At 68.3% G+C, this 20,152-nt stretch carries 21 protein-coding genes and 1 pseudogene; 16 read left to right on the forward strand and 6 right to left on the reverse strand.

The genetic code is table 11. The features are described from left to right. Positions 1-3: 3 nt before the first annotated feature. The 3 genes from ACIGXX_RS41495 to ACIGXX_RS41505 all read left to right on the forward strand — a co-directional run bounded on the left by ACIGXX_RS41495 (position 4) and on the right by ACIGXX_RS41505 (position 2,549). A complete protein-coding gene (locus tag ACIGXX_RS41495) occupies positions 4-561 on the forward strand; it encodes a hypothetical protein (protein WP_399983995.1) in 558 nt (185 codons plus the stop codon). Between the two features lie 697 nt (positions 562-1,258). After that, positions 1,259-1,999, forward strand: a complete 741-nt coding sequence (gene trpA / locus ACIGXX_RS41500) for a tryptophan synthase subunit alpha (RefSeq protein WP_399983999.1) — start codon at positions 1,259-1,261, stop codon at positions 1,997-1,999. Then, positions 1,992-2,549: a hypothetical protein gene (locus ACIGXX_RS41505; protein ID WP_399984002.1), complete on the forward strand. Its 558-nt coding sequence runs from the start codon at positions 1,992-1,994 to the stop codon at positions 2,547-2,549. The genes trpA and ACIGXX_RS41505 overlap by 8 nt, the downstream gene beginning before the upstream one ends. Positions 2,550-2,588: 39 nt before the next feature. Here ACIGXX_RS41505 and ACIGXX_RS41510 read toward each other — a convergent pair whose 3' ends face one another. Further along, positions 2,589-3,131, reverse strand: a complete 543-nt coding sequence (locus ACIGXX_RS41510) for a phosphoribosyltransferase family protein (protein WP_399984005.1) — start codon at positions 3,129-3,131, stop codon at positions 2,589-2,591. A gap of 144 nt (positions 3,132-3,275) precedes the next feature. Here ACIGXX_RS41510 and ACIGXX_RS41515 point away from each other — a divergent pair. The 4 genes and pseudogenes from ACIGXX_RS41515 to ACIGXX_RS41530 form a co-directional block, all read left to right on the forward strand. Further along, positions 3,276-3,614, forward strand: a pseudogene (locus ACIGXX_RS41515) (hypothetical protein); the annotation flags it as partial. After that, complete coding sequence (locus ACIGXX_RS41520) at positions 3,611-4,813, forward strand: DNA cytosine methyltransferase (protein WP_399984008.1); 1,203 nt, start codon at positions 3,611-3,613, stop codon at positions 4,811-4,813. The pseudogene ACIGXX_RS41515 and the gene ACIGXX_RS41520, both read left to right, overlap by 4 nt. Next, complete coding sequence (locus ACIGXX_RS41525) at positions 4,813-5,931, forward strand: DnaB-like helicase N-terminal domain-containing protein (protein WP_399984011.1); 1,119 nt, start codon at positions 4,813-4,815, stop codon at positions 5,929-5,931. The genes ACIGXX_RS41520 and ACIGXX_RS41525 overlap by 1 nt, the downstream gene beginning before the upstream one ends. A gap of 66 nt (positions 5,932-5,997) precedes the next feature. Then, the gene (locus ACIGXX_RS41530; RefSeq protein ID WP_399984014.1) at positions 5,998-7,371 is read left to right on the forward strand and encodes a DUF317 domain-containing protein; all 1,374 of its coding nucleotides are present in this window, start codon (positions 5,998-6,000) and stop codon (positions 7,369-7,371) included. Positions 7,372-7,543: 172 nt separating this feature from the next. Here the strand turns inward: ACIGXX_RS41530 and ACIGXX_RS41535 are convergent, their stop codons facing one another. Further along, positions 7,544-8,431, reverse strand: coding sequence for a DUF5655 domain-containing protein (locus tag ACIGXX_RS41535; protein WP_399984017.1), 888 nt, complete (start codon positions 8,429-8,431; stop codon positions 7,544-7,546). 1,645 nt (positions 8,432-10,076) lie between these two features. Between ACIGXX_RS41535 and ACIGXX_RS41540 the strand changes: the two genes are divergently transcribed. The 5 genes from ACIGXX_RS41540 (at position 10,077) to ACIGXX_RS41560 (ending at position 12,650) form a co-directional block, all read left to right on the forward strand. Then, positions 10,077-10,289, forward strand: a complete 213-nt coding sequence (locus ACIGXX_RS41540) for a hypothetical protein (RefSeq protein WP_399984020.1) — start codon at positions 10,077-10,079, stop codon at positions 10,287-10,289. A gap of 96 nt (positions 10,290-10,385) precedes the next feature. Then, on the forward strand, positions 10,386-10,508 hold the full coding sequence (locus ACIGXX_RS41545) for a hypothetical protein (RefSeq protein ID WP_399984023.1): 123 nt from the start codon (positions 10,386-10,388) through the stop codon (positions 10,506-10,508). Positions 10,509-10,567: 59 nt separating this feature from the next. Then, complete coding sequence (locus ACIGXX_RS41550; RefSeq protein ID WP_399984026.1) at positions 10,568-10,897, forward strand: hypothetical protein; 330 nt, start codon at positions 10,568-10,570, stop codon at positions 10,895-10,897. Between the two features lie 125 nt (positions 10,898-11,022). Continuing rightward, positions 11,023-11,976 (forward strand): class I SAM-dependent methyltransferase, encoded by a 954-nt coding sequence (locus tag ACIGXX_RS41555; RefSeq protein WP_399984029.1) that lies wholly within the window; start codon positions 11,023-11,025, stop codon positions 11,974-11,976. Positions 11,977-12,245: 269 nt separating this feature from the next. Beyond that, positions 12,246-12,650 (forward strand): acyl-CoA thioesterase, encoded by a 405-nt coding sequence (locus ACIGXX_RS41560; RefSeq protein ID WP_399984032.1) that lies wholly within the window; start codon positions 12,246-12,248, stop codon positions 12,648-12,650. Positions 12,651-13,369: 719 nt separating this feature from the next. Here ACIGXX_RS41560 and ACIGXX_RS41565 read toward each other — a convergent pair. Then, positions 13,370-13,738: a hypothetical protein gene (locus tag ACIGXX_RS41565; RefSeq protein WP_399984035.1), complete on the reverse strand. Its 369-nt coding sequence runs from the start codon at positions 13,736-13,738 to the stop codon at positions 13,370-13,372. 231 nt (positions 13,739-13,969) lie between these two features. On the opposite strand from ACIGXX_RS41565, the gene ACIGXX_RS41570 reads away from it, so the two are divergent. Continuing rightward, positions 13,970-14,407 (forward strand): amidohydrolase family protein, encoded by a 438-nt coding sequence (locus tag ACIGXX_RS41570; RefSeq protein ID WP_399984038.1) that lies wholly within the window; start codon positions 13,970-13,972, stop codon positions 14,405-14,407. A gap of 142 nt (positions 14,408-14,549) precedes the next feature. Here the strand turns inward: ACIGXX_RS41570 and ACIGXX_RS41575 are convergent, their stop codons facing one another. Next, positions 14,550-15,170 carry a TetR family transcriptional regulator gene (locus ACIGXX_RS41575; protein ID WP_399984040.1) on the reverse strand — a complete coding sequence of 207 codons (621 nt, stop codon included), beginning with the start codon at positions 15,168-15,170 and terminating at the stop codon, positions 14,550-14,552. 134 nt (positions 15,171-15,304) lie between these two features. Here ACIGXX_RS41575 and ACIGXX_RS41580 point away from each other — a divergent pair, with 134 nt between their 5' ends. The 3 genes from ACIGXX_RS41580 to ACIGXX_RS41590 all read left to right on the forward strand — a co-directional run bounded on the left by ACIGXX_RS41580 (position 15,305) and on the right by ACIGXX_RS41590 (position 18,521). Beyond that, positions 15,305-16,495 carry a CaiB/BaiF CoA transferase family protein gene (locus tag ACIGXX_RS41580; RefSeq protein WP_399984043.1) on the forward strand — a complete coding sequence of 397 codons (1,191 nt, stop codon included), beginning with the start codon at positions 15,305-15,307 and terminating at the stop codon, positions 16,493-16,495. A gap of 50 nt (positions 16,496-16,545) precedes the next feature. After that, a complete protein-coding gene (locus tag ACIGXX_RS41585) occupies positions 16,546-17,910 on the forward strand; it encodes an SLC13 family permease (protein ID WP_399984046.1) in 1,365 nt (454 codons plus the stop codon). Positions 17,911-18,383: 473 nt separating this feature from the next. Continuing rightward, positions 18,384-18,521: a hypothetical protein gene (locus tag ACIGXX_RS41590; protein ID WP_399984049.1), complete on the forward strand. Its 138-nt coding sequence runs from the start codon at positions 18,384-18,386 to the stop codon at positions 18,519-18,521. Between the two features lie 158 nt (positions 18,522-18,679). Here ACIGXX_RS41590 and ACIGXX_RS41595 read toward each other — a convergent pair whose 3' ends face one another. Next, positions 18,680-19,030 carry a hypothetical protein gene (locus ACIGXX_RS41595; RefSeq protein WP_399984052.1) on the reverse strand — a complete coding sequence of 117 codons (351 nt, stop codon included), beginning with the start codon at positions 19,028-19,030 and terminating at the stop codon, positions 18,680-18,682. Next, the gene (locus tag ACIGXX_RS41600) at positions 19,030-19,875 is read right to left on the reverse strand and encodes an AMP-binding protein (RefSeq protein ID WP_399984056.1); all 846 of its coding nucleotides are present in this window, start codon (positions 19,873-19,875) and stop codon (positions 19,030-19,032) included. Before ACIGXX_RS41600 ends, ACIGXX_RS41595 begins: the two co-directional genes overlap by 1 nt. Between the last annotated feature and the right edge of the window lie 277 nt (positions 19,876-20,152).

Genomic DNA, 20,152 nt, shown 5'->3' on the forward strand with positions numbered 1-20,152 from the left:
CCCATGTCCCCGCTCAACCTGACGGATCAGGCAGATCAACTGCGCATTCTGGCACGTGACTTCGAGGCCCTGCACGCACGCGTCCGAGACGTCTCCTACACACCCGGCACCGACGCCCTGCGCCAGATCCGCCCGCTCCTGCTCAAGACCCAGGACCTGACAGCCATCACCCTCGTCCGCCTGGGCGCGCTCGACTCCAGCACGTACACCAGCATCGCCGGCAGCCGCGCCAGCCTGGAGTGCCTGGCCTCGGTCGTGGTCTCCTCCTCGCTGGCCGGCACCGACCTCGCCGGCGCGCTGTACGCCAACCCCTATGAAGGTGCCCCCTTCCCCGGCTACTCGGCGGACAGCGCGTCCGTGCGCACCGCTCGCCATGGCGAGGCCATCCCGAAGATGACCGGCCACCTCACCAACGCCGCCCACCAGCTCGACCTGAGCGCGACCGGCTGCCAGTACGTCGCCACCGGTATCACCCGCGACCTCACCGCCACACGAGAGGCAGCGGCCACCGCACAGCGGGCGGCCGGCGCCGCACCTTCGGCCCGGCGCCGCGCTCGCTGACCACTTCCGCAGACGTCATCACCGCCATCCGATGGGAATTGCCACGTCTTCCGACACCCCGACCGCGCACGATCTCGCGCGTGCCCTCGCCGATCAGATCCACCCCGGTGCCGCTCCCCCGTGACGTGACCGTCCACTTCGGCGTGCGCCGCCTAGCGGCGGCCCAGTACGACCATCGCTCCCGAGGTGGACCCGTGACGGTCTACGCCCAGACCCTGCACGCCGCTCTTTACGGTCTTCCCGCGCACGACGAGCCGCTGCCTGCGGCCCTGGACGCGCTCTCGCAGGCCAGGCACACCGCGACCGGCCCGGTGCAACAGACCGCGGTCCTGCGGCAGGTCGCCGAGCAGCTGCGCAACGCCGCCGAGACCCTCCAGCGCTACCAGTACCGGCCCAGTGGGGCCGGTTCCCTGACGATGTCGCCGAACAGCTCGCTGACGCCCACGACCAGGCCCAGCAGATCGCCGAGGCCCTCGACCGCGTGGCTCCTGCCTTCAACAGCCGGCCCACCAAGAACGCCCCGCCCGTCCTGGGCGCCGCTTATGGCCGGAGCGCCGCCGCTCCTGCGGCCTCCCCGGCTTCATCGGCCGCACGCCGCCGCTGAGCTGCGGCGACGCCCACCCGCCGAGAAAGGCACCTCCTGGCCCCCGCCGACTCCCTCCACAACCTCCTCACCCAACCCCGTTGCGCGCTGGGCGTGTTCGTTCCTGCCGCGCTACACCCGTCCCATGTCGAGCGCCGTCATCTCGACCAGATCGCGCGGGCAGGTGCCTGCCTGTTCGAGGTCGGCCTCGCCCACCATGACGCCGGCCTCGACGGACCCGTCATCCAGGCCGCCTATCGCCGCGCCCTGCGACGCGGGAACGTCATCGACCACACCCTCCGTACGGTCGAGCACGCCGCGCGCCTGCGGCCGACCGTCGTCATGACCTACTGGGAGCCCGTCACCCGGCACGGCCCCGAACACCTGGCCCGTCTCTTCGCCGACGCCGGTGCCGCTGGCGTGATGGTCGTCGACCTGCCCGACCACCAGGCAGCGCGCTGGCAGGCCGCAGCGAAGGACGCAAACCTTCGCACCCCACGCCTCGTCCCACGCCACAGCGGTGACACCGGCCTCGCCCATGTGACTGCCGCAGCGTCGGGATGGCTCTACGCGCCCGCAAGCACGGCTCCCTCCGGCTACCGCGGTCCGCTCGACATTCCGGCGCTCGCCGACTTCACCGAGCGCCTTCGCGCCGCGAGTCCGCTGCCCGTGGTCTCGGGCGTGGGGATCTCCACCCCAGCCCTCGCAGCACGCGTCGCACCGCTGGTGGACGCCGTCGTCATCGGCACCCCGCTCGTCCGTGCCCTGGCCACCGATCCCGGGCAGACCCCCGCACTGACTGCCGCGTTCGCCCAGGCCCTGACGCCGAACACCATCACGGAGACCCGTGTCTGACTACTTCACACCAGCCGAGACCCTCGAACGGCTCAGAGCTGACGCCCTCGCCCTGCACCGGACTCTGCGCACCCCCGCTCCCGACCACACGGCAACGCTGGCCGCACGGATCACCGACGCACAAGAACTCGCTCGCACCGCACTGCGGTTGCTTCTCGACCTCGCCGAGCACACGCCGCAGCCATCGTCCGTGGATCTGCTGCTCCTCGAACAGATCGCGCAGATCGCCAAGGCCGCCCAGGACGCGGGCGCCGAACTGACCGCGGCCGTCGCCCGCGCCGTGGAGAACCGGCGCCGCGAAGCCGACGCCACGTCAGGACGAGTCGTCCTCATCGGTCCATCACCACAGCAGTTCATCGAGTCGGCCGCCGACCTCCTCGACCGCATCCCTGCCCTCTGTCTCGCCATTCACCGCGACCGGATGATCCCGCCCGTCCCGCTTACATGCCAGCCGCACTCGCCGAGAAGCTCGCGGACATCCCCACACCCGCCGGCCCCACGCCGAGAGAACTCGGCACCGACGAGGGCTTCGTCCCCCTCACCCACCTGACCCAGACGCTGCCCACGGAAGGAGGTCGCAGAAATACACCTACTGATCAGCCCGATACGCCGGAAGCTCCGTGAAGGACAACAGCGACCGCACCAGGCCCAGCTCTTCCCGCCGCTCCTCACCGAGCTGGTCCACGACAACGCTGCAGCCCACCCAGTCGCTCCCACACTCCGCCACCATCAACTTCACAGAGGCTGCCTGGCTCCCCGTCTCGATCCAGTCGTCGACCAAGAGCACCCGGTCACCGGGCCCCAGCGAGGACCGCTGAAGCCGGAGGCGGTGCTGCTGGCGGCGATAGTCCGGCGCTGCCTGACGCTCGACTTTCTCCCCCGGAAACAGCCCGTCGCCTTTCCGGACTGGGATGAAGCCGACTCCAAGCTCGATGGCTGCCGCACCACCCAGGAGGAAGCCACGCGACTCGACGCCACACACCGCCGTGACCTGGGCATCCCTGAACGGCTCCACAAGCGCGCTGACGACAGTACGCAGCGCCTTCGCATCTCGGAAGATCGCCCAAACATCGGCATGGCCGTCGATCCAAGCGAAGTGCTCCAGGGCGAGGTCCCGCGCGGTGCTGGTCATGGGCCGCAGTCTGCTGATCCCCCGGCCCGAGATCAACCGAGTAAACCCTGCCCGACATCGCAAGCCCGGGCGTGCTCGAACCGCACGGCCACGGATCCCATATCCAGCAGGAAGGTCACGCCTCTGTCTCGATTCTCAATAACTTGCCCGTTCCACGGAAATGCGCAGTGGCGCCATATCAGGGACTCCTCTCCGTCCGAGTGGGCGGACGTCGTCGAATTCGACGCGGCCATCCGGCAGGGCAATGCCCGCGCCAACGCGGCGGGCAACCGACTGCTCGGCGAGGCATTCCTGCACCGCTCCCACGTCCCCCTGAGCCAGGCCCCGATCGACCACGTCACCGCCGCCGAACGTGCCGCCCTGCCCATCGGCGCGGACGAGGCCGACGAGTTGGAGAACGGCGTCATAGACGGCTGCTCGCCCTGGGCGTGCCGCGGCGACGCCGACGCGCCGACACAGGACGACTTCGGGCTGGCCACGTGATACTCGACCTCTTCGCGGGGCCGGGCGGCTGGAGCAGAGCCCTGGGCGTGCTCGGCGTGCGCGACATCGGCCTGGAATGGGACGAGTGGGCCTGCAGGACCCGTGCGGCTGCTGGCCAGTTGACCATCCGCACCGACGTGGCGACGTATCCGACCTGGCCCTTCATCGGCCGCACCCGAGGTGTGATCGCCTCGCCTCCGTGCCAGGCGTGGAGCATGGCCGGCAAACGCCTCGGCCTGCTCGACCAGCCGCTGGTGCACACGGCGGTCGAGGACCTCGCCGCCGGACGCGACACCCGCGAACGCCTCCTCGCCGCCTGCCGCGACGAGCGCTCCCTGCTCGCAGCCGAACCCATGCGCTACCTCCACGCCCTCAATGCGGTCGGTGAGCCCGACTGGGTCGCCATGGAAGAAGTGCCGGACGTCCTGCCCCTGTGGAAGCAGTACGCGGCCATCCTCCGGTCCTGGGGCTTCTCGGTCTGGTACGGGATCCTCAATGCCGCCGACTTCGGCGTCCCGCAGACGCGCAGGCGGGCGATCCTGCTCGCCTCCCGGGTCCGTACGGCGCAGCCTCCCACGCCCACGCACGCTCAAGTAGCCGAGCCGGAATCGCTGTTCGGGCCGGGCCGCGCCTGCTGGGTGAGCATGGCCGAGGCCCTGGGATGGGGCGCGACCGACCGCCCCGTCCCCACCGTCTGCGCGGGCGGCGGACCGGGCGGCGGGCCCGAACCCTTCCCATCAGGCTCCCGCAAGGCGCTGTCCGACGCCCGGGAGCGGGGCACCTGGACGCCCCGGGCGGACGGTGTGGTCCGGCCGTCCCCCCGCGAAGGCGCCGGGGCGCACCGCTGGTCCTGGTCCCTGCGCAGCAACAACCAGGCCAACGCCACCGTCCGTCCGCTGTCCGAGCCGGCAGGCACGCTGTTCTTCGGTCACCGGGCGAACGAGTGCACCTGGGTCGCCCAACCAGCCCCGGCACCGACGGAGGCCACGGATATATCAGCGGTGCCGGAACCCATCCGGATCACCGCCCGCGAGGCCGGCCTCCTGCAGACGTTCCCCGCCAACTACCCCTGGGCCGGCAACAAAGGCCAGCAGTTCTCCCAGATCGGCAACGCCGTGCCCCCGCTGCTGGCCGGCCACCTCCTCGCCCCACACCTCGACGTTGCCCTCAATCCGGATGACTTCACCTTGGCCGCCTGATGTCCCGCGCCCCCGAACCCGACGAAGACGACCTCGCCGCGATCGCGCCGCCGCAGCCGGTGTTCCACGTCGAGCAGGCCCTCCTCGGCGCCCTCCTCCTCGAACCACACCATCTCGGCGACGTGACCGGCATCGCCGCCGACTCCTTCTCCACCGCCGTGCACGCCGCCCTGTACGCCACGATCAGCACCCTTCCACCGCCCGACCTCACCGAGCACGCGCAGAGCACCGCATGGCTCGATCGCGTGCTCTCCACGGGGCGCGAGCAGGCGCGCGGACTGACCGCCACGTACCTGCACACCCTCATCCAGGTCTGTCCCTGGCCTCGGCACGCACCGGCCTACGCACGCATGGTCGAGGCCGAGCACGCCCGCCGCCGGTTGCAGACAGCCGCCGAACACCTCGTCCAGACCGTCCACGACGCCTCCCTCCCGCACCCCGTCCAGACGGTGCTCACGGAGGCCGAAACCCTCGGCGCCATCGTGGACGACATCGCGAGCCGCTTCCCGCCGCGTGCCGGAGTGCTGCCCCGCACCGCGGCCCCGACGCCACCCGTCGCGCCCGACCGCATTGAGGCGGTCGAGGAGGAGCAGCTACTGCTAGCGACCGCCACCGCCCACCCTGCCGACATCGACTCGGTCCGGTGGCTGGTCCCCGACGACCTGACCCTGCCCCTGCACGCCAGCCTGTGGCAGTGCCTGACCTCCCTCGCGCGGCGCCGCGAGCCCGTGGACCCCGTCACCGTCCTGTGGGAGGCCCAACAGCGCGGCCTCCTAGACACCGGAAGCAAACCCAGCGACGTGCTCTGCCTGCTGGCCGAACCGACCGGCTCACTGGAGTACTGGGGCGAGCGCACCCTGCAGCGTTCCCTCCTGGCCACCGCCGATCAGGCGGGCCGGCGCATCGAGGCGTACGCCGCCGACCCGGCCAACACCCCCTTCCAGCTCGTCGTCGGCGCCCGCCGTTGCCTCGCCGACATCGCCGCCGTCCGCACCCGCTGGCAGCACGCCACCAAACCGGTCCCCACCCAACCTCAGCGCCCCGCGCCCCCCGCCCGCGCTGGCCCGCCGACCACCACGGCCGCGCACACCGCCCGCGCCACACGAGCTACCCGATAACACCCCGCATACGCCGGTGGCCGGACCCGAAGGCCCGGCCACCGGCAGAAGAGACGACATCCCCACGTGAATCCTGACATCGATGCCCACGTCCGCCTCGACACCCACCCCACGCATCCCAGCGCCGTGCAGGCCGTCCTGACCGGCAGCCAGGCCCGCGTCGCTCTCATGGCTCTGGAGGCTGCCGACTGGAGCGTCGCCGCCACCAACGTCCTAGTCCTGGCCCGAATCGATCATGAGGAGCCCTACTGGGCCGAGGACGCCGCCAAACACCTGATCGCAGAGGGCGTCGCCGTCGAGATCACCCCTCGGCTCCGGGAGGCCATAGACGAGGAATGGACCTGGGCGAACTACCCGATGCCCTGGTGCAGCCGCAGCGAGATCCGCGAGGTCTCCAACGAGGCCCAGAAGATCCACGATGACATCCGCCACGGCCAGCTCCTCATCCACGCCCACGCCCGCGACGGGCACACCACCGTCGCGGTCGGCACCTACCTCGGCCTAGGCGGCAAGTCCGTCTACCTGCACGGCGAGGACCACCTGCGCCAGGTCGCCGACACCTTCGACTCACCTGCCCAGGCCCTGCTCGCCTTCGAAAAGGTCCACGCGGCCGAGATGCGACCCGGCCCGGCGCCCCTGACCGACACCGAACACGCCGCCATCGAAGCCCGCTCCGTCTTCGACGTGACCGCGGCCAAGTCCGAACCCTCCCGCCCGGAGCCGGAGACCGTCCCCCTCTACCTGGCCGATGCCGGCGACCACGACGCCCTCCTCGACGCCTTCCTCACATCGCACGGCGAGTTCGAGAAGTGGCGGACCTGGTCCGACGAAACGACCCACGCCATCCACGAGTCCCAGACCCTGCGCATCGAGCGCGTCCACGACACCCCCGCCCACGAGACCGCGTGGACCGTGGCCGCCTACGAGACCCCCGTCTCCGAGCGCATGTGGGTCCTCACGGCGACCGGCGCCACCCCCGCCCCGGTGCTGGAGGAGCTGCTGAACCACCTCGCCGACGGCGACGGCTGGGACACCACCATCGGCGCCCCCGTGAACGAGAAGATGGTCACCGCGGCCACACAGCCGCTCTCCGACGCCGGCTGGAAGCACACAGTGGACGGGCGCTGGATCCGCTGGACTTCCCCCGCCGGGGACGCAGGCGTCCGCTTCGACGCCTTCACCGCCCAGCACCACCCGGGCCAGAACCTGGCCACCTGGACCATCTGGGCCGGCCCCGACCCGGACCGGACCACCTGGACCGTCACCGCCTCCCCGCACACCCCGAGTTCACTGCTGGCCGACCTCTCCGAGTCCCTCGCTCACGAAACCGGCCTGCGCCGCCCCCAGACCGCGGGCACCGGACCCAAGACGAGCCTCTTCACCAGCCCGGCGGCCATCCCTGCGGTCACGGCCAACGCGGCTGCCGGCCGCTCACGCTGATCATCGGCACGCAAGAGCGGGGCAACATAACGCGGGATCGCCGGTTAGCCAAACCGGCGATCCCGCGCATCATTGATAGTCCACCGCCACGCCCCACCCGCACGTCGAAAGGCATCACCCCACGACCACAGAGCAGCCACGAAGCGGCCATGGCCAAGAGGCCGGCAGGCGATCACGCCGCCGCGTAGCTCGCCCGGAACAGATCCTGCGCCCGCTCCACGTCCCTCGGCGTACGAAGCTGCACCTCCAGATCACCCGTCCCGTGGTGACCGAGACCCGACACGTCCCGGGTGAAACCCGGTACCAGGTCGACGTTCCTCGGGTCGACCTTGAGGTAGACCAGCAGCTTGCTGCGCTGGGGCGGGCACAGGCAGGCGAAGTTCCGCAGCCGCTGATACGCCCGGTACTGCTTGCGCTCCACACGGTTCACACCGTCCCCGAGCCCGAGGAGGACCTCGTCGACCGCGCCCGCCAGTTCCACCATCGCCGCACCCTGGACGTCAGCCGCCGCCCTGGCAACCGCTTTGCGGCGCGTCCGGCGGGCCACCTGCATGCCGCTGCTCACGGACGCCACGGTCTCCAGGCCGAGCAGGTCGCTGCCGAAGAGTCGGTAGCGGACCAGGTCGATCGAGCGCCGGTGCTCGCGCACGGCGTGTACGTCGTAGCGCGTGAAGTCACCGGCGATGCAAATCAGGCGCGGCCCGCTCCACAGGACCTGGCCTGCGGCCGTCGCTCCGAGCCGGTCACGGACCAAGCGCTCGAACTCAGCCCGGTGGTCCATCAGCCACGCCAGGTAGAACAGGCCCTGGTGGATGACGCCGACGTCGACGCCCCGCTTGTACTCGACGATGACCGGCGATCCGTTCTCGTCAAGACCGAGCGAGTCGATCCGGCCCCCGTGTACCGGTCCGGTGCTGTACTCGCCCGCCAGAAACCGGACGCCCAACAACGTCTCCATGTGCGCCTCGACAAGGCTCTGTACATCCGCCTCGACATCAGCAAGACGCGGCGTGACCTCGGTCACGCCGCTTTTTGTGTTGAACAGCTTCAGGCCCGACACCTTCCCCTCCTCGGCTCAGAGATCGTCAACGCCGAGTGGGTACAGGTTTGTTTCCGCGAACGGCTTCGGGGCCGTGAAGAAAGAGTGCGTACGGGCCGCTCGACCGTGCCCACTTACCTTTCCCCAAGGGTGCCGCCACAGGACCCTCCGGGGCCTCGCCGGTATCCAGCACCAATCCAGCACGGTGCAGGTGACGAGGGGTGATGACAGGTGACGGGGGATCAGATTACCCAGCACCTATCCAGCACGGGAAAAAACAAAGGATCCAACTCCGGGGAGCTGGACCCTCCTTGACCTGCATGCTTGCCAGATCGGCGACGTGGTGATAGGTCAGCCGCTACACGTTGAAGCGGAACTCCGCCACTCCGTTGTCCTGCATGACGTCAGCAGAACGCGGTCGCCGGTGCACAGCAGGGCGCAGGTATAGCAACTCGTTGCCAGAGCATCTGGTTCCGCACTCTTCGCGGGCCGTCGCCGATCCACACCGACTGAGAACGCATCGCCCCGGCGGCCAACGAGGCGCCAGCAGCGGACGAAGAACCTACTGGGCACCACGTACATGTGGCTGGACAGGACCGCTTGGCGCCACGGACTTCTCCGGCAACCTGCCACACTCCGCGCGGCCAACAGATCCTCTAAGCAGCGATACAAAGCGCTTGACGGCCGTCAGAATAGGTGTCGAGATGCCTCCGGGAGCGTCATTTCAGACCACGGTCTCGCCCGTAACTCCCCGCATCGGAAATAGCGCACGGAACGCCCCCGCGTCGGCGGGGAGGACCGCGACACAGAGGGGGCGGTCACACGTCACGGCGGAACACCCCCGCGTCCGTGGGGGTGTTCCGTTCCAGCGCGAGGCGGCCGCACGCCGGGCCGGGCCATCGCCGCCCCTTCATCGACGCCCTCCTCGACCGCGGGCACGACATCGTGTTCCTGCAGGCCGACCGGGACCGCCTCGAAGCCGGAGACAACCTCGGCGGCAAGTACACGTTCGACAGCGGATGCCCCGACATCGACGTCCTGTTCCTGGAGTGGCGCTGGGCGACCCCCGGCCGCAGCACGACCACGTGCGGCGCCGAGGGGCACAGTTGTGACCTTCACCGCCAGGGCCAACTCATCAACCGCTACACCGTGCGGCACCGGACCCCCACAGTGATCTGGGACAAGGACCGCACTCTGCGAGCGGACAGCGTGTGGCGGCGCACGGCACACACGGCGGTCTGTGAGGCCGCCCTGGCGCCGACCCCAGGAGCACGCTCCCTCCTCTTCCCTGTAGTCGATGATCTTCTCGCCTCCGCCGACCCCGCCGCGCTCGCCGCCCGGCCACGAGATCTCGACCTCGGTTACGTGGGCAACCAATACGACCGTGCCGAGCCCTTCGACCGCTTCTTCGCGCCGGCCGCCGCCCGCTTCGAGCACGTGGTCGCCGGGAAATGGACGAAGACCGACCGGTGGCCGCACGTCCGCTTCCTCGGCCGCCTCCCGTTCGAGGCCGCAGCCGACGTGTACAGCCGGTCCCTGGCCACAGTCCTCATGCTGCCGGAGCGGTACGCCGCCGTCGGACAGGTGACTCAGCGCATCTTCGAAGCCGTGCTCGCCGGGTGCCTGCCCCTAGCCCCGGCGGGACATCCACTTCGTCGAGCACTTCGTGCCGGACGAGCTGATAGTGCACTCCGACCACGAGGTCATCGAGCGGCTCTCCTACCTCCGCGAGATCGCCGGCACCCAGCAGCACGCCGACCTGATCGTCGCGTGCGTGGACCGCCTGCGCCTGTTCGGCCTGAGCAAGCAGGTCGACACCCTGGAATCCGCCCTGCACGGGCTCGTCCGGACCGCGACGACCGAGCGGGGAGCTGCCTGATGCAGACTGCTCCACAGGCCATGGCCCCTGGATCATCCGAACGTGTCCCGGCGGAAGGCCGCACCGGACACCCGAATCTCTCTACGCTGGAGCACCATGAAGAAGGTTGCCACCGTCGGCTGCGGAGGCAGCGGCAAATCCCACGTGGCCCGCGAACTGGGCGCGATCCTCGACGCCCCGGTCACGCACCTGGACGCCGCGTTCTACGACGACGAGTGAAACCAGCTCCCCATGGACAAGTTCACCGAGCTGCAGCACGAGCTGGTCTCGCAGCTGCGGTGGGTGATCACGGCAACTACAACTCGACGCTGCAGGTCCGGCTGGAAGCCTGCGACACGGTGATCCTGATGGACGTGTCGACAGTGGCCGCGCTCTACGGGGCCATCTCTCGACAGATTCGTCATGGGGCCGGGCACAAGGGCAATGGTGTGCACAACCGCATCCACTGGGGCGTGATCAAATACGTCGCCACGTACCGGCGCAAGATGCGTCCCCGGGTGATGGCCAAGATCGAGGAGTTCGCCGCCGGCCGGGCCGAAGTGGTGCTGCTGCGCAACCGGCGGCAGACGCGGCGCTGGCTGAGGAAGGTCGCGGCCGAGCAGTTCTGATCGCTCCGCGCTCCCGGAAGGGGGGCGCGGCATGAGCGAGGTCAACCCGTTCCTGGATCCTGCCAGGCAGGAAGAGCTGTACGGCGACGCGTCGCGGCTGGCTGGCTGGCCGATCCAGCGCGTTGATGCGGGCGAAGACGTCGGGATGGCCTGTCCCGGAAACCGTTGCCGGTCTGCTGAAGGCTCACCACGAGCGCCCTGACCCGCTGGGCCTTGTGCTCGACGTCGGGTGCGGTCGCGGCACGAGCACGTTGGTGCTCGGGGAATGCCTGAGCGCGCGACGCGTCATCGGGCTGGATGCTTCCGCCTCCCTGCTCGCGCAGGCGCGTGAGCGCATCCAGGATCCGGCCAATACCCGCGTTGAGTTCGTCGAAGGGGACTTCCACGATCTCCCGCTGGGCACCAGTGCATGCGACGCGGCCGTCGCGGCATTCTGCCTGTACCACTCGCCGCGCCCCCAGGACGTGGTCACGCAGATCGCTCGAGTCCTGGCACCGGGCGGACTGGCCGTGCTCATCACGAAAGGGCTCGACAGCTACCGCGAGATGGACCAGCTGGTCGTCGAGGCAGGGTTGGACATTCACGCGACCCAGCACGAAAGCCTCTGCGCCGCTGCTCACAGCGGCAATCTCGCAGACCTGGCCGCCACGTCGCTCGACGTGATCGCCGTCCAGGAGGAGGAGCACACCTTCACCTTCGACGGCCATGATCACGTGGCGCAGTATCTGGCGACCAACCCGAAATACGAGTTCGGGCCCGGCCTCTATGGCAACCCCGGGGCGGTCGCCGCCACGCTGCACGAGTTTCTGCCTGACCATCCGCAGTCCACACGCTCGCTATCACCTTCGTCGTCGCCCGGCAGAAGAGGAGGAGCGCGTGAGCGAGCACTTTACGAAGCACTACGCCGAGCCGGAGCGCACTGCAGCCGCCGTCCGTCACTACAGGTGGCTCGCCGAACACGCGAAGCCGTTGAAGCAGCCCGCGCTTCAGGTCATCGGCCCGCAGAGTCTGACCTTCGAACACGGTGCTCGCGCGACTTTCCTGGGACGATCTTGAAGGTCAGATCCGAGCCGAGGTGAGGGCCGTAGTCCGGGCTTCGTTGCCGACAAATCCAGAAGGTGCTGCCACGTCGATTGCCCGCTACTTCACTGAGGCGGATGCATGGTTGAGTCTTCTTCGCGAAATCCGTGCGGAGCTGCCGTCACCCGATGGTGATCGGTCGAACCCGTAGGGCAAAACCGCCACGGAACCCCCGCCAGACTCCGTAAGGGCGATGCGCCGGATTCGCTGCGGCTGGCGTGGCCACCACCCCTGCCGCAGCCTCTCCACCAGTAGAAGGAACACTCTCGTGCACAAGTACACCTACCCCTGCCCGCTGCGCTGGGCCGACGCAGACGCGTACGGGCACATCAACAACTCCATGTATCTCCGGTACATGGAGGAGGCACGCACACGCATGTTCCGGGAGGGTTTGGCGGCTGGCGAGGCTGGCCTTCAGAACGCGTTCGTCGTGAGCCGTGCCGCTATCGAATTCCGCGCCCCATTGCACTACCGCGAAGCCCCGGTCGACGTGCACGTCCGGGTGACGCAGAGCAGAGCGGTTTCCTTCGAACTGGCCTATGAGATCCGAGATGCCAAGCTGTTGTACGCCGAGGGCACGACCATGATCGCCGCGTACGACCTCGGCTCCGGCCAGCCTCGACGCCTCACCGAAGCCGAGAGGGCGTTCGTCGCGCGCTACGTCGAATCCTGAACAGGGAGCGTTGCCGCCGACGTCCGGAATCCGTGCGCGGCTGGTTCCCGTTCCACGACCGTCATCTGGTTGGTGCTGCACCCTCTGAGGGCAAAGCACGACCGTGCGCCTCGCGCAGGCCCGGCCTCGGGGCGGGCGAGTAGTTCACTGTCCGGCCGCCAGTAGCCTTCTCCAGGCCGTGGAGTAGCCGTGTTGGACGGCTGCAGCGAGTATGACTCTCAAAGGCCCGGTGCTGAAGTGATCAGCTTCACCGAGGGGCTCGATGTGCAGTGACGTTTCGTCAGAGGTTGTGGATAAACGGACCAGGAGGTCGCTGAACGACCCATCAGAATCAGGACCCAAGTGGCCTTCATCCGTGATGACTGGGGTAGTCCTCGGGTGGGTGGTTGAGATGCTCACCTCCCCTCAACGCCTATCGCCTGCTCCAGGTGGCGGTGTCCGCCGCCAGGTTCACAGCTAGTGAACGGGCTGAAGCTGTTGTCGCTGTCGCGCAGCCACGCCCCGCCTCGCACTCGCTGGCGTAGCCACCCGCCAACCCACCGAAAGATCAGCAAGCGGCTGTCCGGTGGATCTGCTCGGCCCGCAGCCGGGCACTTCCATCCACGCTCGAACGGTCGGCGGTGCCTTTGCCGACGACCACATTCGGTCGGAGTTGGAGCGTTGGTCACCGGCAGGGACGCGGGCAAAAGGGGTGCTGGTCGAATCTGGGCGGCGCAGTGTCACACAGAGGTTGGTGAAGGCCGCGGCCGGTAGGTGATGGCGCCGACCAGGACTCCCACGCCAGTCAGGGCCACGGCTCCGCCGAACACCACGACGATCCAGCCGAAGAAGTCCTTGCTCGAGTCCTGCGAATTCTGAGACTCCGCGGCGTCGAATTCGCCGAGCTTGTCGCCAGAGTGGCGCGAGTACTCGTTGCAGGTGTCGCCCTCGTCCATTTCGCTGCCGCCACACAGCGCGGGGGGTGTGTCAGTGATCATATCGACGCCCACGGATCCCACCCAGATGCCGAACGCGAGGAGCACGGTCACCAGCGGTATCACGCATCCCCATGCGGAACCCTTCTTCGCCGCTTCTGCGCTGGACGCCATGGTACGTACCCCCGTCTGATTGCCCGCCTTCAAACGCTGTTGGTGCGGGTCGTTCGGCCTGCAGATCGTTGCGCACCTCGCCGACGGCGGGGCTGCGCAACGACGGCCATGGTAGTCGAACTGGATCATTGTTTTAGAAAGCGGTTCTAGTTGTTCTCTCGGGCGTGACTCGATCGTTAGGGTGGCCAGGTCCTCTCGCATCTGTACTGGCCAGGAGCAGGGACGGTTCGGTTGGGCCATCTTGTTGACGGGGAGCTCCTCGCGGCGCTCGGCCCGCTCCGCAGCCAACTCGCCTACCGCATGCGGTCGTTCCTGGACGCGGGCGTAGTGCTGCCGGGCTCGTCGGACGCACCTGTGGTCGCCTCCGACCCGCTGCTTAGCATCCACGACATGGTCAACCGCCGCACGGCGTCGGGCGCGCAGATCGCCTCGCACGAGGCGGTCACTGCCGAAGAGGCCCTGTACGCCTACACGGTCGGCTCGGCCCACGCCGTCCACGAGGAACGCGTCAAGGGCACACTGTCCCGCGGCAACCTCGCCGACTTCGCGGTCCTCAGCGACGACCTGCTGGGGGTGGCCCCGGACCGCATCGCGGACTTGACTGTCGGGGCCACCGTGGTTGGCGGAGGTATCGCATACGACGCGGGGGCCGTGAACGTCGTGGCCTGAGCGCCCCCGCGGCTCTAACGCTGGGCCCTAGTCTCGATCGTTCGTACCTCATTGCCCGTATCAACGGTCAAGGAGCGGAGTGGTCGCATGATCGGTCGGGCAAGTCCGAGCCAACAGTTCCCTCTGTTGAACCCAATTCGGTTCAGTGCTGGGGCGGGTGCGCCGGCAGCGGTTCGGTGAGTCCGGCCACCATCCGCTCGAAGGCGCGGGCGGCGCGCTCGTCGAGCTCTTCGACGGGGATGCCTGCATCTCGGGCGTATGCCTCGCGGAAGACGGCGTAGCCCGTCAGTGCTGCGGCTGTCATGACGTGGGCTGCCACCCCGTCCGCGTCCTCGGGGAGCGAGCCGTCGGTCTTGTCACGCTCCAGACTCTGAAGGGTCCGTGCGAAGCGGGGGAACGGGCTGAAGGCTTCGTCGCCGTCCAGGGCCAACAGAGATTCGAGTTTGACCAGCTCGGGTTCTTCCAGGCGGTGACGGAGCATGTCCATGCGTCTTTCGCGAAACGGCAGTTCCCAGTGTTCGTCCTGGTCGGCTGCCTGTCGCTCCACCAGGTCCGCCGCCGCAGCGCGGAGCAGGGCCTGGCGGGAGCCGAAGTACTGATAGATCTGCCCGTGATTGACCCCGGCCTCGGCTGCCACCTCACGGAGGTTGACGCCCGCGAGTACCCCGTCCCGTGCGAGGAGCCGCCGTGCGGCAGCCAGCAGGTCCGCTTCGGTCTCCTCGCGGGTGCGCCGACGGCGACGCGCCTTGCCGGTCTCGCTCATGCCCTGCACCTTGCCCGTCTCAGCATCGAATCTTCTCGGCACAGACTCTTGCCGCGCCGCGGGGTCCACCCTAAGGTCCCGCTAGCAACGTTTCGTTAATAACGAAACGTGAATAGCGTGCGAAAGGGTTCCCCATGTCGACACTTCCACTGGCAGGCATACGCGTCCTCGACCTGTCCACCGTGCTCGCCGCGCCTGTCACGGCGACCTTCCTCGGCGACTTCGGCGCCGAGGTGATCAAGGTCGAGGAGCCGGGCCGGGGTGACTTCACCCGTGGCACAGCGGACGGCGCCCGCTCCGCGTTCTGGGCGCAGGAGGCTCGAAACAAGAAGTCGGTGACCCTGGACCTGCGCACCGAGGCGGGCCAACGACTCGTGCGGGACCTTGTTCCGCGCTTCGACGTGGTGATCACCAACTACCGCCCCCCGACCCTCAAGAAGTGGGGTCTGGACCCGGACTCCCTGTCCACTCTTGCTCCGGACACAATCCTCGTCTACATCACCGGGTACGGCCTGACCGGCCCCTACCAGGACCGCGGCTCCTTCGACCGCATCGCCAGCGCCTTCGCGGGGCTCACCTATGTCACGGGGGATGCGGACCGCCAGCCTGTGCGCAGCGGGTATTCCACCATCGACTACATGGCCGCCTACCTGGGCGCGTTCTCCGTCGTCACCGCTCTGTACCACCGTGACACCGCGCAGGGCGGGGGTCAGGTCATCGACCTCGCGCTCTACGAAGCCGGGTTCCGTGCCTCCGAGGACGCCCTGACCTCGTACACGATCACGGGCAACGTCCGCGAACGCCTCGGCAACCGCAATCCGAAGATCGTCCCCGCCAGCGACTTCACCACCTCTGACGGGCGCCGCCTCTCCCTCCACGCGGGCACGGACTCGCTGTTCCGCAAGCTCGCGGCGCTCATGGGCAGGCCTGAACTCGCCGACGCACCCGAGTACACCACGCGTGCCGTCCGGGCCCAGTACGCCGAGCAGTTGTACGCGCAGATCGCCGACTGGGTCGCGACGTACGACGCAGACGATCTCGCCAAGCTCCTCAACGACGCGGGCATCCCCGCCTCCCCCCTGATGAACATCGCCGACATCGCCGCCGACCCGCACTACCGGGAACGCGGCACCCTACTCACCGTCGACGACGCCGACTTCGGGCCACTTCCCATGCCGGCACCCATTCCCTTCCTGTCGAAGACCCCCGGTCAGATCCGCACCACCGGCCCCGCACTCGGTGAGCACAACAGCGAGGTCTACGAGGGGCTGCTCGGGCTGAGTCCGCAGGAACTCGCCGACCTGCGCGCCGACAGCGTGGTCTGACCGGCCCGCCCCTCCCTCTCCGCTCCCAGCGACGCCGAATGGCAGGACACATGGATCCCGCACTGCTCTCGATCGTGGTACTCGCCCTGCTGTTCCTCGGCTCCTTCGTGCCGCGTTTCAGCTTGGCCCTCGCCGCTCTGCCTGCGGCTCTCCTCGTCGCGACCTTCGCCGAGGTCGGCGCCGAGGAGCTGTTCGGATTCTTCCCCGTCGACTTCGTCATCCTGATCGTCGGGATCACCGCGCTCTTCGCGGTCATCCAGGCGACCGGCACCACCGAGTGGCTTCTGACCCGAGCGCTGCGCCCGATCGGGGACCGCGTCGCGGTGATCCCGCTGCTGTTGTTCGCCGTCGGCGTGCTCATCACCGCGATCGGGACCTTTCCTGCGGCGGCCATCGCGATCCTGGCCCCGATCGCGCTCGGTGTCGCGGCCCAACGCGGACTACCGCCCCTGCTGCTCTGCCTGAGCATGCTCAACGGCATCATGTGTGGGCTGTTCTCCCCGATTGCCGTTTTCGGCGCGACCACCCCACAACTTATGGCCAAGGCAGGCATCGAAGTGCCGGCTCACACATCCCTAGCGCCTTTCCTGGCAGTGACCGGTACCGGTCTGACGCTGTGCTGCGCCGCGATGCTCGTGGCACGGCGATCCATCCGGACAGCGCGTCACGCCGCTGCGGCAGGCCACGGCGGAACCGGCCCCACCGATGGCCCTCACGCCACGACGACGAAGAGCGAACGAACGGCAGGCACGGGCTCTGCGGTCCTCGTCGAGCCCGCACCGGCCCGGGAAGCCGCGATCGACACAGGGGACGGGCCCTCCGCGCCCAGCCGCCTGGCCCTGTGGAGTTCGGCCGCTGCACTGGCCACACTGATCGGTGGCGGAGTGGCGTTCAAGCTGAACCTCGGCCTGCTCGGGCTGACTCTCGCGTTCGCCCTCCAACTCCTGCTACGCGTCGAGCCCTCAGCACTCATCCGCCACCTGCCGTGGGAGATCGTCCTCCTCATCGCAGGTCTGCTCACCTACGTCGGGCTCATGGAGCACCTCGGCGCATTCGAGAAGATCACAGCATTGCTCAGCGTCGCCGGTTCACCGGTTCTGTCCCTGCTCGCCATCTGTTTCATCGTCGGCCTGACCTCGTTCTTCGCCTCCTCGATCGCTGTCATCGCCACCGCCGTGCCGCTCATCGCCCCCCTGGTGGCCGCCGGCCTGTCACCCGTCGGCGCGATCGTCGCCGTCGCACTCTCCGCGGTGCTCGTCGACGTGAACCCCCTCGGTATCACCGGCGGGCTCCTTCTCGGGGCCGCTGCCCCCGAGCACCGCGAACGTCTCTTCCGGCACCTGCTGACGTACGGACTATGCTCGATCGTCCTCGGACCAGCCCTGGCCTGGGCTGTCTTCGGGTGGACCCTGTGACTGGCCGCTAGCCACCAGGCGGTAGGTGGCTGGTCGGTGTGGACATGTGACTTCGCGCTCATCTGGCATAACTCGCCAGATGGAGCGCATCGATACGAGCCCCCCTCCCCTTGCCTGTCTTCTCGAGAGATAGGAGATGCGAAAGCGACTGCACAGGTCGATCAACACAGCTACCCCAGCGATGGCCACGCCATCGCGCTCGCCTTTCCGAGATCGAGGAGAGGCGGGTGCTTGAGGGCGTACATTCGGCGCCGGGGTGCTGCGGGCTGCCCGCTCAGCCGACCGGACCGGGTATGCGGCGACAAGGATCCAGTCGCGGCAAGCGCGCCTACCTGCGACGACGCGGCACCAAGACCACCATCGCGCAACCCGACGATTAGCGTGCCCACCGTAGAAGCCGCGGACGTTGCGGTGACCGGACCACGGCCTTCGACAAGACCCAGTACCGCCGCCGCAACCCAGTCGAGCGGTGCGTGCACAAGCGGAAGCAATTCCGCGCCGTGGCCACCCGCTACGACGAACGCGACTACATCTTCAACGGCACCCCCACCGTCACCGCGATCGTCATCTGGCTCCACGGCACCGTCCAAGAGCCATCAGAAACGACCTAGTCGCCACTCGGTACGCGTGGCAGCAAGTCCGGCAGACCGTCAGGCGGTGTGAGTCCGTACCGCGTGCGACAGGCGATGCATCCGAAGAGGGAGCTCCCCGGACCCTGGCCGACCTCGATCACTTGGATGAGGAGTGGATCGTCACCGTAGTCGTTGCATCAGGAGCACAGGAGACGGCCCTCGCCCACGGTCACAACGATGTTGGCCAACAGGCGGCAGCAGGTGGTGAGGTTGTCGACATGCCACTTCGCCTCGTGGAGCGTCGACGGGTTGGTGCGGTCGAGGAGCCCCAGAGCCCAGCCGATGATGTGGGTGATTGCCTTCCGCTGGCTCTCTCCGCCCTCTTGCGAGAGCCTGGGTAGGACTTCCCGTGCCTTCGGCAGGAGCGTCTGGGCCCAGCACCGCAGCTGCGCGCTCCGCTGGACTGCGTCGTCGAGGGTGTTGACGGGCGGACGCTCCTTTCCCAGGTCGCACAGGATCGCGACAGGCTCAAGGGCAGCCTCATTCATCAAACGTTCCCTCCTACGGTATTGCCGTGTCGGCTGCCATCGACGAGGTGCGTGACCGCCCGCGTGGAGCGGGCTGCTTCCCCGGCCAAGGCGTAGGCCGGGCCAGCGCCATGACGAGGGGCGGGGGAGTCGACCGCTGTCTGCCGCTCGTTCACTGGAGTCGACGGGACGGATGCTGGTCCTACGTGCAGGCACGTTCCGGCGAGGATCACCGCTTTGAGGCAGTGCGTCAGCCCGGCGAAGGAGAACGCCGGCAGATCCCCCAAGGCGTTGGCGCCGGCCCCCTCATAGAACCGCGCCGGGGCGGTCGCGACCGCATTCACGCGCAATGCGCCGTGTGTGAGTGCGGTGATCTGCGGGCTTCCCGCCGCATCTCTCGAGCAGGTCATCACGGCCGGGTCGCTGTCGGAGCGGTGCACAACGCCAGAATGCTGGGGCCAGAAGGCAACCTGACCCAGAAAATCAGGACCGACGGTGACGTGCGTCGCGTCGCACACCTCGGCTTCCCTGGTCCTATTCGTGTGGTGGGAGCTGAAGACAAGTCGCGCACCGTAAGCGGCACTGCAGGGGCGTACCGCGAGCGCTGAGGACGGTGAGTACACCGGCATGACAATCGCCCCGGCTCGCAGCGCACCGAAGTAGAGGACGGGAAAGGCGGGGAGATCGGGCAGCCTCATCCCCACTCGGTCACCGTGGCGGACGCCATGGGCGAGCAGCCCGCCGGCCACCCGTGCACTGAGCTCGTCCAGTTCGGCGTAGGTCAAGACATTCTCGTCGACCCACACCGCCGGTTGCTGCGGGTATCGCTCGGCTGCTCTCGACAAGGCGGTGGCGAGATTGCTCACGTCAGTTCACTTTCATGGGTGGGGACTTGTTTCGACGTGACGATCACCACAGCAGGTGCCTGGTAGGCCCTATGTCCGCACCGACAGGGTTTTCTGCCCTCGCCGACAACTACCTCAGAGGGATTGGGACGTTGGGAGAGGTCCACGACGGGCGCTGCCGTAGGCTCGCCATGTGCACGTGACAGCGACTGGCCCCCTGGTGTCCGAACTCGCCAAGACCCTGATTGGCAGGGTCGACACCATCGCTGCGGCGATGGCTCAACTGACCTACGAGAAC

Origin of the sequence: Streptomyces sp. NPDC055243 (genome assembly GCF_044544025.1) — a bacterium.
Lineage (GTDB): Bacteria > Actinomycetota > Actinomycetes > Streptomycetales > Streptomycetaceae > Streptomyces.